Genomic DNA, 15,663 nt, shown 5'->3' with positions numbered 1-15,663 from the left:
TTTCCTATTACCCATTACCAATTAATCTTTAGTTTATCTATGCGTATTGCCTACCTAACTGGAGAATATCCGAGAGCGACAGATACTTTCATCTCTAGAGAAGTAACAACTTTGCGGCAAATGGGTGTGGACGTACACACGTTTTCGGTTCGCTGTCCAGGGGATGAACACATGGTTGGAGTGGAACAGAAACAAGAACGCGATCGCACTTTCTACATTCTTCAAAACAATCTCATCAACCTACTGCTAGCGCACCTCAGCTTACTGCTTGCTTCTCCCAAAAGATATCTACAAACAATCAAGCTTGCATGGTCAACCAGCCAACCAGGATTTTTGGGTTTTTTGTATCAATTGTTCTACTTTATCGAAGCGGGTATTCTTGCTCAACAAATCAAACAAAGGCAGATAGTACATTTACATAACCACATTGCCGAAGCTAGTGGGACTGTGGCGATGTTAGCTGCTTCCATTGGGGGTTTTACATATAGCTTTACTTTGCACGGACCGTATATATTTATGAGAGGGTATCAATGGCGACTAGACGAAAAGATTAGGCGATCGCTATTTGTTTCTTGTATTAGCAACTATGCACGCAGTCAAGGAATGATATTTGCACCTATTGAAAAGTGGAATCAAATGCATATCATTCATTGCGGTATTGACCCAGCTTTATTTGATGTTGTTTCTCACAACATGCACTCCAAACGCTTGCTTTTTGTCGGACGATTGGCTGTAGCAAAAGGTTTACCAATCTTACTAGAAAGTTTGGCAATCTTAAAACAAACACATCCAGATATTCTCTTAACAGTTGTCGGTGACGGTCCCGACCGAGAAAAGTTGAAACAAATAACTACTCAATGGGAATTAACTGAAAATGTAAATTACGTCGGTTATAAATCCCAAACTGAAGTACGCGAATATTTTCAGCAAACCGATATTTTTGTGATGTCCAGCTTTGCAGAAGGAATACCAGTAGTGTTGATGGAAGCAATGGCAGCAGGTGTACCAGTAGTAGCTACTCAAATTGCTGGAGTCAGCGAGTTAGTAGAAAATAACGTGAACGGTTATTTAGTTCCACCCGCAGATGCTATTTCCTTAGTTAATTGCATCGAAAAATTGCTGACTGACTATAAACTTCGCGCAGCATTTGGCATAGCAGGTAGAGCCAAAGTAGAGAAAGATTTCAACATACATTATGAAGTTGCACGGCTGCATTCTCTAATGACAAGTTCATTAAAAGGAAAAATCGAATCTATTCGTCCCGATTATCAAGAAAACTTGCTTTTATTAACCAAACAAGAGGTAGTAAAAAATTGAAACCATTAATAATCTTACAATTTTTTTTTATTAAGTATGGTCATTTTGTGCTTTCAGATGGGCATCATTTGCTCTACAAAATTGATAAATCTTGTTAGGTTAATTTGAAAATATACATGATTAGTCACTGGAAAAATTGATAATTATATAAAACTATCACCCATTCCCCATTCCCCACTCCCCACTCCCCACTCCCCATTTCCAAATGTCATCTTTAAAAAGGCTAGCCATCCGTGGCGCAATCTGGACAATTATTGGTTTCGGAGGTATTCAAATCCTCCGGTTTGGCAATAATTTGATTTTGACTCGCTTGTTAAAACCAGAATATTTTGGTTTGATGGCTTTAGTAACTACCTTGAGAGTTGGTTTAGAACTCTTTTCGGACATTGGTATTGCTCAAAATATAATTAATAGTAAACGAGGTGACGATCCTGTTTTCTTAAATACTGCTTGGACTTTACAAATAATTCGTGGTGTAGTCATTTGGATTGTTTGCTTACTTCTTAGCTTTCCCGCTGCAAAATTCTATAACGATGAACGTCTAGTATTGTTAATTCCTATTGCTATATTTTTCTGTGTTGTTGACGGATTTAGTTCTACTAACGTACATACTCTCCATCGTCGCATGGAACTGGGTAAGCTTTCTTTATATGAATTAGCGTTGCAAGCTTGTTATTTGTCTACATTATGTATATTAGTTTGGTTCTATCCAAATATCTGGACTTTAGCTATTGGCTCGGTGGTGGGACCAATATACAAATTAGTTAGTAGCTATTGGTTAATACCAAAATCTACTCACCGTTTTACATGGGAACCGGAAGCTGTCAAAGAAATTCTCTCCTTCGGTAGATGGATGTTTATCGCATCCACACTGATGTTTGCTGCTGAACAAGCCGATCGCCTAGTTTTAGCTAAAATTCTCTCATTTAAAATGTTAGGCGTTTACACAGTAGCTTATACCTTAGCAAGCATACCCAGAGAAGTTATTAAACAACTTAGCTATAAAGTCATTTTTCCGACAATTTCCCAGCAAGCTGACTTACCAAGAGCAACTTTAAGAGAGAAAATTATTCGCCAACGACGGTTGATATTGTTAGGAACTGCGATTGGATTAGCATTTCTGACTACAATTGGCGATTTCCTTGTCGCTGTCCTGTACGACGAAAGATATGCTGATGCGACTTGGATGATGCCAATTTTGTGCAGTGGCATTTGGTTTTCTCTGTTATTTTATACTATCAGTCCTGCTCTTTTAGCTATTAGCAAACCTTTATATTCAGCGCAAAGTAATTTTGCTCGATTTGGCATTATTCTTCTGGGTGTACCTCTGGCATATTACAGCTTTGGAACATTAGGAGCAATTATCGTGATTGCATTCAGCGATTTACCTTTGTACATAGTCAATCTTTATGGACTCTGGCAAGAAAAACTTTTTTGTTTTACTCAAGACGTTCAAGCCACTGTTTTTTTTATGGTCGTACTTACTTTATGTTTATTAACTCGCTATAGTTTAGGGTTTGGACTACCAATTCAATCATTACTTTAGCTAATACAAAAATCATGAGTCTTTTTCTGATTTGTCTGTGGTGCGTCTGGTATCTGAGGCTCATTAATACTTCAATTTTGACACAATTATAATCAGGAGAATGTCTTGAAATATCACATAGCTTTAAATACTCCATCTGACTTAGAAGCTATTGCCCAAAATGCTCAATCAGGAAAATGTCCCTCACACATAATGTGGGAAATGAGTCAGCTTTTAGGGGCAAAAGTTCATCAACCGACAGCAGATTTAGTTTTGCCCACAGATAAAATGCTTGCCAAAATTGTAGGTCGTCCCCAACACTGGGCTTTAGCACGCAAGCTATCCTTGCAGCTTCAGGAGGATGATGTCATATATTGTGATGGCGAAGACCTGGGTTTTACAATTGCTACGCTTTGTGGTGCTAAACACAATCGACCTAAAATTGTTGTATTTATTCACAATATCAACCGACCTCGTGGTCGTTTAGCGTCGAAGCTGTTTGACGTAGCAAATCGGATTGATTTATTTGTGACAGGTTTTACTTCGCAAGCTGAATTTCTTCGCAACTACTTAGGCTTACCAGAGAACCGTATTTATCTACTTTCGTCACCACCTATAGACACATCCTTCTTTACACCCGGACTTTCCTCACATAAAAAGTTGCGTCCGGTGATTGCAAGTGGAGGTATGGAAAAGCGAGATTATCGAACTTTGGCTGCTGCTACTGAAGATTTGAATGTTGATGTGAAGATTTGCGCTTTTTCTCGTAACGCGATCGCACAAAAAAAGACATTCCCGAAAATCATACCCAATAACATGTCACATGGCTTTTATGACTGGTGTGAATTGGTGCAGCTTTATCGCGATTCCGACTTAGTTGTCATCACTATGTTTGAGAATAACTATCAAGCCGGACTGACCACAATGTTTGAAGCGATGGCTTGTCGGCGACCTGTAGTCATAACTCGTTCGTCGGGAATTATTGGTGAACTGATTAATTCGGGTATCGTTACTGGTGTTAATACCGGCGATTCTAATGGGTTAAAGCAAACAATTGTCAAGCTCTTAAACGAACCTCAAAAAACTGAAATCCAGGCACAGCGAGGTTATGAACTGGTACTTAACCAATTTAATCATAATAGTTTCAATCAAGCTTTGGTTTCAAAACTACTTTCTACATTTGAGAGTGTAAACAACCGCTCATTTTCTTTGCCATCAACTCCAAAGAAAAGATGAAAAAGAGGGGGAAAGGGTTCCCCCTCTTCATGAATCCGCATAAGATTTGCGTACTTCAGAAAAATCTTAAGTAGTAGAAAACTGAAAGCTGTCATGAGTGTAATTCCAAAAAATCCCAGGTATCCAATGAGAATAAATATTTGTGGTGTCAGAATTGACCGATACAGTTTTGACGAAGTGGTGAAACGCATTATAGAATATGCCATTGACAACAAAGAGCCAGAGTACGTTGTAACTCCTAATGCACAACATATTTTGACTCTACAGAAAGATACTCGTTTTCAAGAAATTTATCGTCAAGCTTTTTTAGTAGTACCAGACGGAGTTTCCTTGCTATGGGCAGCTAAATTTTTGCAGACACCTCTAAAAGGTAGGGTTAATGGTACAGATTTATTTGAACAGTTGTGTGCGATCGCCGCAGAGAAAGACCTGAAAATATTTTTACTAGGAGGTCGTCCTGGAGCTGCACAAAAAGCAAAAGAAATCCTTCAGTTAAGACATCCAAACCTGAAAGTTGTAGGTACTCACTGTCCCCCTTACGGTTTTGAGTCAAAGCCAAAAGAACTGGCACTGATAAACTCTAAAATTCAGTCAGCAAAACCTCACATTCTCTTTGTTGGGTTGGGTGCTCCTAAGCAAGAATACTGGATTTATAGTAATTATCAGGAACTGAAAGTACCAATTTCAATTGGGATTGGGGTGAGCTTTGAACTAGTCGCCAACATGGTGAAACGGGCACCAACTTTAATGCAAAAATCTGGTCTAGAATGGTTCTTTCGCTTGCTTGTTGAGCCTCAACGTTTATGGAAGCGCTACATCGTAGGTAATCCTCTCTTCATCTGGCTGGTGCTCAGGCAAAAAATAGGATTGTCCAAGTATGAATGAGAAATTTTACCCATTACTAACCTGAGAATTTTTAGTAGTGGTGTATATATACAACTGACAAAGTTGTCTCTTTTAAATTCTATTATTTGAGATATAAAAAATATGAAAATATGAGTGTTAACATTCCGGTGTTATGGTATTGAATTTAGGATTGAACGATGTTTAATCGCCATTTAATAATACATAATACCGAATGGCGTTCACTCGTAGAGACTCAAAAATCTATTGAACGGTAAAAATACAATGGCAAGAAAAAATATGTTTTCCAAATTTATACCAGCTGTAAATTTGCAACCAGACTTAAGGTCAGCAAGAGGCACAAGAATACAGAAAGGATTATCTATAAGATTAATCAGGGTAGTAACACTTATCTTGCTAGATATCATTTCTGTAAGCTTGGCATGGAACTTCGCTGTATTTAATGGAACTCCATTGCAATCTCCTTGGACACAAAACAGGTCTTTTTTATTGTTAGTTATTACAGTTGAAATAGGCGTGATTGCAGTTAAAGGACTTTATCACCCAGGTAAACATCGCCGTAATTATCTTGGTCTTATTCAAGCAATATCCCTGTCAGAATGTTTACTTTTGCTAGTTGCTTTTCTCTACGAACCAGAGACTTATGTTTCCCGCTCAACTTTTTTAATCTTTTGGGTTTTCTCTATAGCATTAGTCTGTCTATCTCGGTTATGGATTGATGTTGCGATTAAAGTAGTTCGTGAAAAAGGAGCAGTTCGTTATCCTGTTTTTCTGATCACTGATGCAGAAGATAAACAACAACATATTCAGTTAATAGAAAAAGAAAAATGCTACGCTGTACAAGGAATATCTGACTCTAGCTGTCTAGATAGATCCAACAGAAAAGCAACATTTGAATATCTTCGCAAAGAAGGTATAGTCGAAGCTTTTGTTTCTTGGAGTGCAATCAAGAATCGTTTATATGTTTGCTGGCATTTTCATAGTGCCGGCATTATTCTACAAATACTCCCAACAAAAAATGAAGTTCATCATCCAAAATCGGTTTTTTGGATGATAGGTGAAACTCCCTGTCTGACAATTCCAGCACCAATTATTACAGGCAGTGATTTTTGGGTAAAGCGATGTTTTGACCTTGTCTGTTCGATTATTCTGATAACGTTACTGTCACCAATCTATTTGTTTATTGCCATACTAATTAAGCTTGATTCTCCCGGTCCAATTTTCTTCAAACAAAATAGAATTGGTCTGCATTGTAAAAAATTCAAAATGTGGAAATTCCGGACAATGGTAGTAAATGCGGAAAAGTTACAAGCAGACTTAGAAGCCAAGAATGAGATTAAGGATGGTGTTTTATTTAAACTCAAAAATGATCCTCGCGTCACACGAGTTGGTAAATTTCTACGTAGTTACAGTTTGGACGAATTGCCGCAACTGTTTAATGTTTTACTTGGAGAAATGAGTTTAGTTGGTCCGCGTCCTCTTCCTCTGCGAGATGTAGAGAAGTTTCAAACTATGCATTTTATCCGACAAGAAGTTTTGCCCGGTATCACTGGATTGTGGCAAGTTTCTGGTCGTTCGGATATCGAAAATTTTGAAGAAGGAGTGAAATTAGATATTACTTACATTGAGAATTGGGCACTTTGGCTCGATCTGAAAATTTTGCTGAAAACTATTAGGGTTGTGCTGCAAAAGACAGGCGCCTATTAAAGGAGAGGGGGGGATGCGGGGATGGGGAGATGGGGAGATGGGGAGACAAGGAGACAAGGAGATGGGGAGACAAGGAGATGGGGAGAAAGAATTGTCCCCTTGTCAAGAGTGTCTCCCTTGTCTCCCTTGTCTCCCTTGTCTCCTTGTCTCCTTGTCTCCTTGTCCCCTTGTCAAGAGTGTCCCCTTGTCCCCTTGTCAAGAGTGTCTCCCTTGTCTCCCTTGTCAAGAGTGTCTCTTTCTTCAATTTAGGATTGCTATATTCCAACTTGACAGATACGAACAAAGGTTCTGTTGATTGTGTAGATTATTAGGCAACATATTAATCAAAAGGAGATGGGGAGACAAGGAGATGGGGAGAAAGAATTGTCCCCTTGTCTCCCTTGTCTCCCTTGTCTCCCTTGTCTCCCTTGTCTCCTTGTCCCCTTGTCCCCTTGTCCCCTTGTCAAGAGTGTCTCCCTTGTCTCCCTTGTCAAGAGTGTCTCTTTCTTCAATTTAGGATTGCTATATTCCAACTTGACAGATACGAACAAAGGTTCTGTTGATTGTGTAGATTATTAGGCAATATATTAATCAAGCTGAAAACTTTTGAAACTCTTAGTACCGATTTAAATCAATGAGTAAGAATAAAACTGATTCATTATTAGCAGTTCCATGTGGGAGTTTAGAGATTTCTGAATTATCACCGAATACTACGACGGATGTTATTAGTCAATCCATCGAGTTTTCTTTAGTGATTCCAACTTACAAAGAACGTGACAATATCGAGAAGATTGTCACGATATTGAGTCAGGTGCTTGATGAGTTTATACCACAAGACTACGAACTGATTGTGGTAGACGATGACAGTCCAGACCGCACTTGGGAGGTAGCACAATCACTTATGGGTGAATACCCCCAATTGCGGGTGATGCGACGGCAACAGGAAAAAGGATTGTCCTCGGCAGTAATTCGTGGGTGGCAGGCAGCAAGGGGGAATGTGTTAGGAGTAATTGATGGGGATTTGCAGCATCCTCCAGAAGTGTTGACGCAACTTTTACGTGGCATTCAACAGGGAGCAGACTTGGCAGTAGCCAGCCGAAATGTGGAAGGAGGTGGGGTCAGTAGTTGGAGTGTCGTCAGGCGTTTCTTGTCCCGTGGCGCTCAAGTGTTGGGATTGATTATTCTACCAAGTGTACTGGGCAGGATTTCCGATCCGATGAGTGGTTATTTTATGGTGCGTCGGAGTGCGCTGTCTGGTGTAACACTTAATCCAGTAGGATACAAAATTCTCTTGGAGGTAGTTGGGCGGGGAAGAGTGCGCTCGATTGCCGAAGTAGGTTATGTATTTTGCGAGCGCAAGCAAGGTGAAAGCAAAGTCACATGGAAGCAATATGTAGACTACATACGTCACTTATTGCGGTTGAGGCTGGCGACAGGACGAGTCAAACAATTCAGTCAAAAAATCGATTTTCCCATTGGTCGGTTCCTCCGCTTTGGATTGGTGGGACTGAGTGGAGTATTTGTGGATATGGCAGTGCTTTACTTGTTGAGCGATCCAACAACCCTAGCTTGGGCTTTGACTCGCAGCAAAATCATTGCTGGTGAAATTGCGATTTTCAACAATTTTTTATGGAATGATGCCTGGACTTTTGCTGATGTCAGCATGAAGCAGCAGAAATCGAGTCAACGCCTGAAGCGCTTTTTAAAATTCAACATAATTTGCCTCGCTGGTTTGGTGTTGAATGTGCTGGTGTTGAATCTGGTATTTAATTTCCTCATTCCTAATCGCTACATCGCTAACTTAATTGCGATTGCAATTGCTACTATCTGGAATTTTTGGGTTAACCTCAAACTTAGCTGGCGCGTGACAGAAGAGAAAAACTAGACACAAGAATTTATGACTGCGAAAGTGGATAAATTACAAAAATAAATCTGATTAAAATTAACACAAATTAATTTGGCGGCAAGCAACATTAAATTTGCCGTAGAGCAAATTATCAATAAAATTTATCCCTTTGACAATGGCTCATTTAACCAATTAGTAATAATTTCCCAGGATGAAAAAAGAATTGTCACGTAAATGGTCTATTTCTCGAAATTGGTTATGCTTTTTCAGCATCATCCTATTAGTAATTGGTGTATTTTACCGCTTCGTGAATCTTGACAAAAAAATTTATTGGGGTGATGAAGTTTTCACATCATTACGCATATCTGGTTATACAGTTCCAGAAATGGATCGGCAGTTACGTAATGGTCGTTTGATAAGCATAGAAGATTTGCAGAAATACCAGTATCCTAATCTGGAAAAAAAGACAATTGATACAATTAAAGGCTTGGCATCAGAAGAGTCGCAGGTTGTGCCGCTATATTTCGTGATACTCCGGTTTTGGGTAGAGTGGTTTGGCAATTCTGTCGCAGTGACTAGAAGTTTTTCGGCATTCATTAGTCTGCTTACCTTTCCTTGTCTTTATTGGCTATGCCAAGTTTTATTCGAGTCTTCACTTATAGGGTGGATAGCGATCGCGTTCGTAGCCATTTCACCTGTTCACGTCCTATATGCACAAGAAGCACGAGCGTACAGTTTATGGATAGTAGCCATCTTAATATCGAGCGCAACACTGCTGCGAGCTATGCGGTTTAAAACAAAATTTGCTTGGCTCATTTATGCAGCAACATTGTCACTAGGATTTTATAGTCAATTATTTTTTGGCTTTGTTGCCCTTGGACAGGGAATATATGTAGTCGCGATCGAAGGCTTCCGGTTGACTAAAATATTAATCTCTTACCTGCTTTCATTGCTTGCGGGGTTTGTGATTTTCCTACCTTGGGTTTTTGTGATGATTACCAACCCTGCTCCACAAACAGTAAGTTGGACGGATACTAAACAAACATTCTTCGCTTCAGCTACCAGGTGGGCTGGTATCGTTAGTCGTGGGTTTCTTGATTTAGGTGTTGCCCCAGGTGAATCAGGAAAACTTAAGATTGCCTTAATTCCTTTTATTTTAATTATTTTCGCTCTAACGATCTACTCAATTTATGTTCTCTGCCGAAGAACAGATAAACGAGTTTGGTTATTTGTCTTAACCTTGAGTGGGTCTGTAGCGCTTCCCCTAATGCTGGTAGATTTTGTCTTGGAAAAGCGATACGGTACTACTCGATATATACTTCCCTCTATTTTAGGTATACAGTTAGCTGTTGCTTACCTATTTACCACTAAAATCACATCTATTTATACTAGTGTTTGGCAAAAAAAGCTCTGGTCATTTTTAGCGTTTATGGTAATTATTAGCGGAGTATTATCTTGTACCCTCATGTCTCAATCCCGGATGTGGTGGAACAAAGTTCCTGAGATAAACCAACAATATCCCCAAGTTGCTGATATTATTGTTAAAGCTAATAAACCGCTTTTAATTAGTGATGCTAACATAATTCAACTACAAGTACTTGGTCACCTAGTTGAGCCAAAAGTGCGGTTTCAATTTGTAGCTAAAGGTCAGATACCAAAGATTACTTATGGATTTACTGATGTATTCTTATTCGATTCCTCTGACTTTTTAAAAGCTGGAGTTGAGAAAGTTTATAATTCCAAGTTAGAGCAGATAGACAAGTTACTCTGGAAAATAAGGCTACCCACTTAAGGGCAATATCCTTAAGCTCATCCCAAGCAGCGTGACTGCGTGGGATGAAAGCATTAATATCCTTGACCGCCAAAAAATCAAACTTTTACCAGAAGCCACCTGCTTGAAAGACTGAATATCATATTCGTCAATTTTTTAAAATCTTCCTTAAGATATATTTTATAAATTCGGCTTCAGATGTATAGTTACAAAACGGAGAAAAGTATACGTAAATCTACTTAATGAATCTTTAACCGTGGAACAACTCCTCAAAAACATAGGAAGAATTCTACAGCACAAGCCTCTGGATTCGATTCAGCAGTTTGTGCTTTGTCAATCGTGGCAAGGAAAGACTTACAGCGAAATGGCAAAGGAATCGGGCTATGGTAGCGATTATATCAAGCAAGTTGGCTCACAGTTATGGCTAGAGCTTTCAGAGGCTTTGGGGGAGAAGGTAACAAAAAAAAATCTGTATATCGTATTGAGTAAATTAGACCAAGACGAAATTCCTCAAGAGGAGAAGCAACCCCAACAAAAATTTACAGAAGATATCAAGGCAGAAAAAACTTCTCCTCCTTTAGTCACAGTCAGTGAAATAAAGTTTCCTAACGGTCCTATGCCGCTGGATTCTTATCTTTACATCAATCGCCCTCCCCTTGAAGAAGTTGTTTGTAGCGAAATTATGCAACCAGGTTGCTTAATGCGAATTAAAGCACCTAGAAAGACAGGGAAAAGTTCGCTGCTGAACCGGATTATTGCTCACGCTAAGGGGCAGGGTTATCAAGCTGTTTCTTTGGACTTTCAGGAAGCTGATGAAGCTGTTTTTGTTTCACTAGATAAATTTTTACGTTGGTTCTGCATTAATATCACCAGGCAGTTGAACCTCGCTTTGAATTTGGATGATTATTGGGATGCAGAAATGGGCAGCAAGGTAAGCTGCAAAATATATTTTGAAGCCTATCTGCTAGAGCAAATTGATAGTCCGATAGTCTTGGCTTTGAATGAAGTCAATTTAGTTTTTGAACATCCTAATATTGCCCATGACTTTTTGCCAATGTTGCGATTTTGGCACGAACAGTCAAAGCAAGATAAGACTTGGCAAAAACTGCGGTTAGTGGTGGTTCATACAACAGAAATATATATCCCGCTCAAGCTGAACCAATCTCCTTTTAATGTTGGGGTAACTGTTGCATTACCTCCGTTTAGTTTGAAGCAGGTACAGAATTTAGCAGAGCGCTATGGACTGTCTTGGGCAGCTTCAGAGGAAGGAGCGCAACGTTTGACAGCTCTACAAGCAATGGTGGGAGGACATCCATATCTGACGAGTTTAGCGCTTTATCATTTGCGTCAGGGAAAGATGACGCTACAAAAGTTATTAGAAACAGCTTCTACACCTGTTGGAATTTATAGTCAGCATCTACGAGAACTTTTAAGTTTACTTCAAGCAGAACCCGAATTGATATCAGCTATGCAACAAGTTGTGAGTACAACGAGACTGAATCAATTAGACGCGATCGCTGCTTATAAACTAGAAAGTATGGGTCTAGTTAAACTAGATAGCGATCGCGCTACCATACGCTGCGAGTTGTATCGCCTTTATTTTAGCCAAGAGATATTAAAGCAAAATGACGCTCATCAAACTCTTCTGTTAGAGGAACAACCACAACAAGCAAAAGCCAGATATGATAATGCACTTGGTAAGTTCGTTAATTTACACTACTTCAAAAAATATTTAGAAACCGAGTGGCAGAACTGGCTGACAAAGCCTTCACTGCTATCTGTGATTTTGTGTGAAATTGACTACTTTAAGTTTTACAGTGACACTCACGGATATCAAGCTGCTAATAGCAGTTTACAGCTAATTAGCAATACTATCTACGAATGCCTAAAGTATCAAGCACCTCTCATAGCACACTATGATGAGACAAAATTTGCTGTTATCTTACCTCAAATAGATGCGTCGGGTGCGGTGGGAATCGCAGAAAACATTCGCGAGAGGATTAAGGAATTAGCGATCGCTCATATAGATCCCAACCCCGAAGTCAGTTCGCAGTTCCAGCGAATCTTTGATTATGTTGACATCAAAAATAAAATGTGGTATGGGGCACGCAACGCGATCGCCCAGACGAAATCTCAATTTGATGGAATTCCGTCTTTAGTTCTCACTGTTAGCTTAGGAATTGCAACTGCAACACCCAACTATCAAAACACAAGCGCAATGTTGATTGCTGCTGCTGAAGAAGCACTCTTTCAAGCTAAAAGAAAGGGGCGTAATTGTGTCATTATTAATTCAGCTTTAAGTTAGGCAATCTTGGGGCAATGGGCATGGGGCATGGGGCATGGGGCATGGGTAATGGCTAATGGGTAATGGGTAATGGGTAATGGGCAATTGTTTAATGGGCAATGGGGATTTGAAGAGGGGGAAAGGGAAAAGGGAAAAGGGAAAAAAAAAGAATTATTACCAATGCCCGCTTGCCCAATTACCAATTACCAATTACCAATTACCAATTACCAATGCCCAATGCCCAATGCCCAATGACGGCAGATGCGTGACTGCCGGGGAACCCGTCCAACGCACTGCCTCCCCAATGCCCAATGCCCAATGCCCCATGCCCCATGCCCAATCGCCAATTTCTAGTGATTAATACTTAATCAATAATTTTGTTTTAAAGGGTGCAAAAATGTGCTCAGAACGGTAAAAATCAAAGAAATAGTTATTTCTTGTTTTATCCTTGCCCGATTAAGTGAAAGCGCAAAATGAATCATTCTCTAGCTCAGGATGTGTCTATATATCAGCTAGCTTTGGGTGTAAAAACGCCTCCCCAACCATTATCTCTTAGTCCTGCTACTCTGCTGTCACTGGTGCGATCGCAAATTGACTTATTAATTGAGCAGAAAATTGCAGCCACTTTATGGGTGAAGCTACCACCACAGAAAATTTGGCAATCAGAATTAGCGCGTTATCACTCGTGGGTAAAAGTGTCTGATGTCATCTATAGTTGTGACGTGGGTTCGGTGCAAAGCTTCATAGAAGTCCTCAGTTCAGATGACTCAAATGCAGACTTCGCTTCTAGTGAGGAAAAAGGCATCATCCCATCACTTCATTACCGCCAAGTGCAACTACTGCCACATAGCCAACTGCGACGGGAATACTTTTTAATGGTATTGTCACCGCAGTTTTGTAGTTTAATTTTGGCACAGCGATGTCTGACGACAAGCCGCTTCTCTACGAGACGCTCCGCGAACGCGTCTACGCCCAAAATACGCAAAACCCCTAAAGCTAATAAAACAAGTGCGTTACTAACTATAAATACTTTTGAAGGAAGAATAATTCAGCGAGTTTTAGATGGTATAAAACAAGCAACTGCACCAGATTCATTTTCTCTCGTCCCGGCTGATTTTATTTGCCCAAGCGTACCGGATGCAACACTGATGAGTTCCCTGCTGCAAAAACAACTTCAACGACAAGAAGAAATTAATCGGCAAATAGCTGTTGAACGCTTTAGCAAAGTTCAGCAGCGAAATCAAAAACAGCACAATAAAGAAGAACTTAAGGATGAATACTTAAACAATGTGTGTCAAGAATTGCGTACACCTTTAACGCACATGAAAACAGCACTTTCATTGTTAAATTCTCCCAATCTCAAACCGCCGCAGCGACAACGTTATTTGCAAATGTTGAATAATTTGTGCGATCGCCAAAGTTCCCTAATTACTGGTTTACTGGATCTGGTAGAATTAGAACGCAATTTAGACTTAACTACTTTAGAGTCGGTACGCCTCTGTGACATTGTACCGGGCGTAGTCAGTACCTATCAACCTTTAGCCCAAGAAAAAGGCATTCTGCTTGCCTATACCGTACCCAATGACCTGCCAGCGGTTAGATGTGTCACTGGTAGGTTAAGGCAGATTGTAATTAATTTATTGCATAACAGTATTAAGTTTACACCTAATGGTGGTCAAGTATCGGTGCGAGCCTTTCTCGGCGGAACTTCCCCGCGTGAAGGTGTCCAAAAAGCATCTACCACTACTGAGAGTAAAAGCAATTATGTCCTACTAGAATTTCGCGACACAGGTATAGGTATTGCCGAAAACGAGATTCCCAAAATCTTCGATCGCTTTTATCGCGTGCGTTCAAGCACAACAGAAGACCTCGGAGGTGCCGGTTTAGGATTAATGATTGTTCAGCAACTGCTGCAACGCTGTGGAGGCTCTATATCTGTCAAAAGTAAACTGTCTGAAGGTTCTATTTTTACAGTACAGTTAGTGGTTAGTGGATAGTAGGCATGGGGCATGGGGCATGGGGCATGGGGCATGGGGCATGGGGCATGGGGCATGGGGCATGGGCAATCGTAAAAAACGCATTCCCAATTCCCAATTCCCAATTCCCATTGCCCATTGCCCATTGCCCATTAAACAATTGCCCATTGTCTATTGCCCATTGCCCATTGTCCATTGCCCATTAAACAATTGCCCATTGCCCAATGCCCAATGCCCAACATCCAACTATGTTCATCACCTTAATTGCAGACTACGGAAATGGCGATCCGGCTTTTGCTGAGGTTACGCAGCGTTTATTAACGGAATTACCGCATTCTCTAATCAATTTAGTTTCAGCCCCGGCTTTTAGTACCCTCGCTACCGGCTTTTGGATTGCTCAACTCGGTCTGAACATTGGTCCAGAAGAACGTTTAATTTATCACAATTGTGCGCCCCGCCAAGATGATAAACAAGCCAGACGGGACAATGAAGGCGAGGGATTAACTTATGCTCTGCTATCCAATAATGTTAAAGTCGTCGGTGTTAATGCTGGTTACACGCTCTCGTTTATCAAAGATTATGCACAAGTGCTGCATATTGTCAAGGTTTCTAGAGGCGGTTCGCAATTTCGCTCGCGTGATGTATTCCCCAGTGCAGCAGGTGCGATTGGTAGAGGCGATTTAAGCGTTTTGGGAGAAGTTTTGAATAAAAGTGATATTCCTGATGCACCAAGCGATCGCGTCGCCTGGATTGATGGTTACGGTAACATCAAAACCACGATTCCGGCAGATAGCATCAACCTCAAACCCGAAGCCAAAGTAATTATCCGCGTCGGTGATGTAGTAAGTGATGCAGTATACTCCGACGGTAGCTTTAAAGTCGCAGAAGGAACATTAGCCTTTGCACCGGGAAGTTCTGGTTGGTTAACACCTGATGGGACACGACCAATTCGTTGGATGGAATTATTTCTGCGCGGTGGTAACGCCTGGGAACGCTTCGGTAAACCGCGTGTAAATCAGTTAGTTACTTGTATTGGGTAAATGGGACATGGGGCATGGGGCATGGGGCATGGGGCATGGGGCATTTCCCCTTTTCCCCTTTTCCCTTTCCCCTTTCCCCTTTTCCCCTCTTCAATTGCCCAATGCCCATTGCCCATTG

The 15,663-nt window shown here is 40.5% G+C and carries 15 protein-coding genes; 11 read left to right on the top strand and 4 right to left on the bottom strand.

The window, feature by feature from the left end; all coding sequences use genetic code 11:
* The first annotated feature begins 39 nt into the window (after positions 1-39).
* The 5 genes from AABK37_RS04570 (at position 40) to AABK37_RS04550 (ending at position 6,649) form a co-directional block, all read left to right on the top strand.
* Complete coding sequence (locus AABK37_RS04570) at positions 40-1,317, top strand: glycosyltransferase (protein ID WP_432550411.1); 1,278 nt, start codon at positions 40-42, stop codon at positions 1,315-1,317.
* Between the two features lie 205 nt (positions 1,318-1,522).
* Positions 1,523-2,863, top strand: coding sequence for an oligosaccharide flippase family protein (locus AABK37_RS04565; protein ID WP_432550410.1), 1,341 nt, complete (start codon positions 1,523-1,525; stop codon positions 2,861-2,863).
* Positions 2,864-2,968: 105 nt separating this feature from the next.
* Positions 2,969-4,078 (top strand): glycosyltransferase family 4 protein, encoded by a 1,110-nt coding sequence (locus AABK37_RS04560; protein WP_432550409.1) that lies wholly within the window; start codon positions 2,969-2,971, stop codon positions 4,076-4,078.
* 126 nt (positions 4,079-4,204) lie between these two features.
* Complete coding sequence (locus tag AABK37_RS04555) at positions 4,205-4,963, top strand: WecB/TagA/CpsF family glycosyltransferase (RefSeq protein ID WP_432550408.1); 759 nt, start codon at positions 4,205-4,207, stop codon at positions 4,961-4,963.
* A gap of 258 nt (positions 4,964-5,221) precedes the next feature.
* Positions 5,222-6,649 carry a sugar transferase gene (locus AABK37_RS04550; protein WP_432550449.1) on the top strand — a complete coding sequence of 476 codons (1,428 nt, stop codon included), beginning with the start codon at positions 5,222-5,224 and terminating at the stop codon, positions 6,647-6,649.
* On the opposite strand, the gene AABK37_RS04545 is transcribed toward AABK37_RS04550, so the two are convergent.
* Positions 6,615-6,893, bottom strand: a complete 279-nt coding sequence (locus tag AABK37_RS04545; protein WP_432550407.1) for a hypothetical protein — start codon at positions 6,891-6,893, stop codon at positions 6,615-6,617. The two genes, AABK37_RS04550 and AABK37_RS04545, sit on opposite strands and share 35 nt — an antisense overlap.
* Before the next feature lie 79 nt (positions 6,894-6,972).
* Entirely contained in the window at positions 6,973-7,140 is a 168-nt protein-coding gene (locus AABK37_RS04540) for a hypothetical protein (protein WP_432550406.1), read from the bottom strand.
* Between the two features lie 122 nt (positions 7,141-7,262).
* Between AABK37_RS04540 and AABK37_RS04535 the strand changes: the two genes are divergently transcribed.
* From AABK37_RS04535 to AABK37_RS04515, 5 genes are all read left to right on the top strand, one after another.
* Positions 7,263-8,513, top strand: coding sequence for a glycosyltransferase (locus AABK37_RS04535; protein WP_432550405.1), 1,251 nt, complete (start codon positions 7,263-7,265; stop codon positions 8,511-8,513).
* Between the two features lie 172 nt (positions 8,514-8,685).
* Entirely contained in the window at positions 8,686-10,266 is a 1,581-nt protein-coding gene (locus tag AABK37_RS04530; RefSeq protein WP_432550404.1) for a glycosyltransferase family 39 protein, read from the top strand.
* 343 nt (positions 10,267-10,609) lie between these two features.
* The gene (locus AABK37_RS04525) at positions 10,610-12,550 is read left to right on the top strand and encodes an AAA-like domain-containing protein (protein WP_432550403.1); all 1,941 of its coding nucleotides are present in this window, start codon (positions 10,610-10,612) and stop codon (positions 12,548-12,550) included.
* Positions 12,551-12,641: 91 nt separating this feature from the next.
* Complete coding sequence (locus AABK37_RS04520; protein ID WP_432550402.1) at positions 12,642-12,890, top strand: hypothetical protein; 249 nt, start codon at positions 12,642-12,644, stop codon at positions 12,888-12,890.
* Between the two features lie 112 nt (positions 12,891-13,002).
* Positions 13,003-14,526: a DICT sensory domain-containing protein gene (locus tag AABK37_RS04515; protein WP_432550401.1), complete on the top strand. Its 1,524-nt coding sequence runs from the start codon at positions 13,003-13,005 to the stop codon at positions 14,524-14,526.
* Here AABK37_RS04515 and AABK37_RS04510 read toward each other — a convergent pair.
* Positions 14,516-14,701 (bottom strand): hypothetical protein, encoded by a 186-nt coding sequence (locus tag AABK37_RS04510; protein WP_432550400.1) that lies wholly within the window; start codon positions 14,699-14,701, stop codon positions 14,516-14,518. The genes AABK37_RS04515 and AABK37_RS04510 overlap by 11 nt on opposite strands.
* Before the next feature lie 52 nt (positions 14,702-14,753).
* Here AABK37_RS04510 and AABK37_RS04505 point away from each other — a divergent pair, with 52 nt between their 5' ends.
* Positions 14,754-15,545, top strand: a complete 792-nt coding sequence (locus AABK37_RS04505; protein WP_432550448.1) for an SAM hydrolase/SAM-dependent halogenase family protein — start codon at positions 14,754-14,756, stop codon at positions 15,543-15,545.
* On the opposite strand, the gene AABK37_RS04500 is transcribed toward AABK37_RS04505, so the two are convergent.
* Entirely contained in the window at positions 15,521-15,661 is a 141-nt protein-coding gene (locus tag AABK37_RS04500; protein WP_432550399.1) for a hypothetical protein, read from the bottom strand. The genes AABK37_RS04505 and AABK37_RS04500 overlap by 25 nt on opposite strands.
* Positions 15,662-15,663: the final 2 nt, after the last annotated feature.

Origin of the sequence: Tolypothrix sp. VBCCA 56010 (genome assembly GCF_050875635.1) — a bacterium.
GTDB lineage: Bacteria > Cyanobacteriota > Cyanobacteriia > Cyanobacteriales > Nostocaceae > Hassallia.
This window is presented reverse-complemented; position numbering and strand designations above follow the sequence as displayed.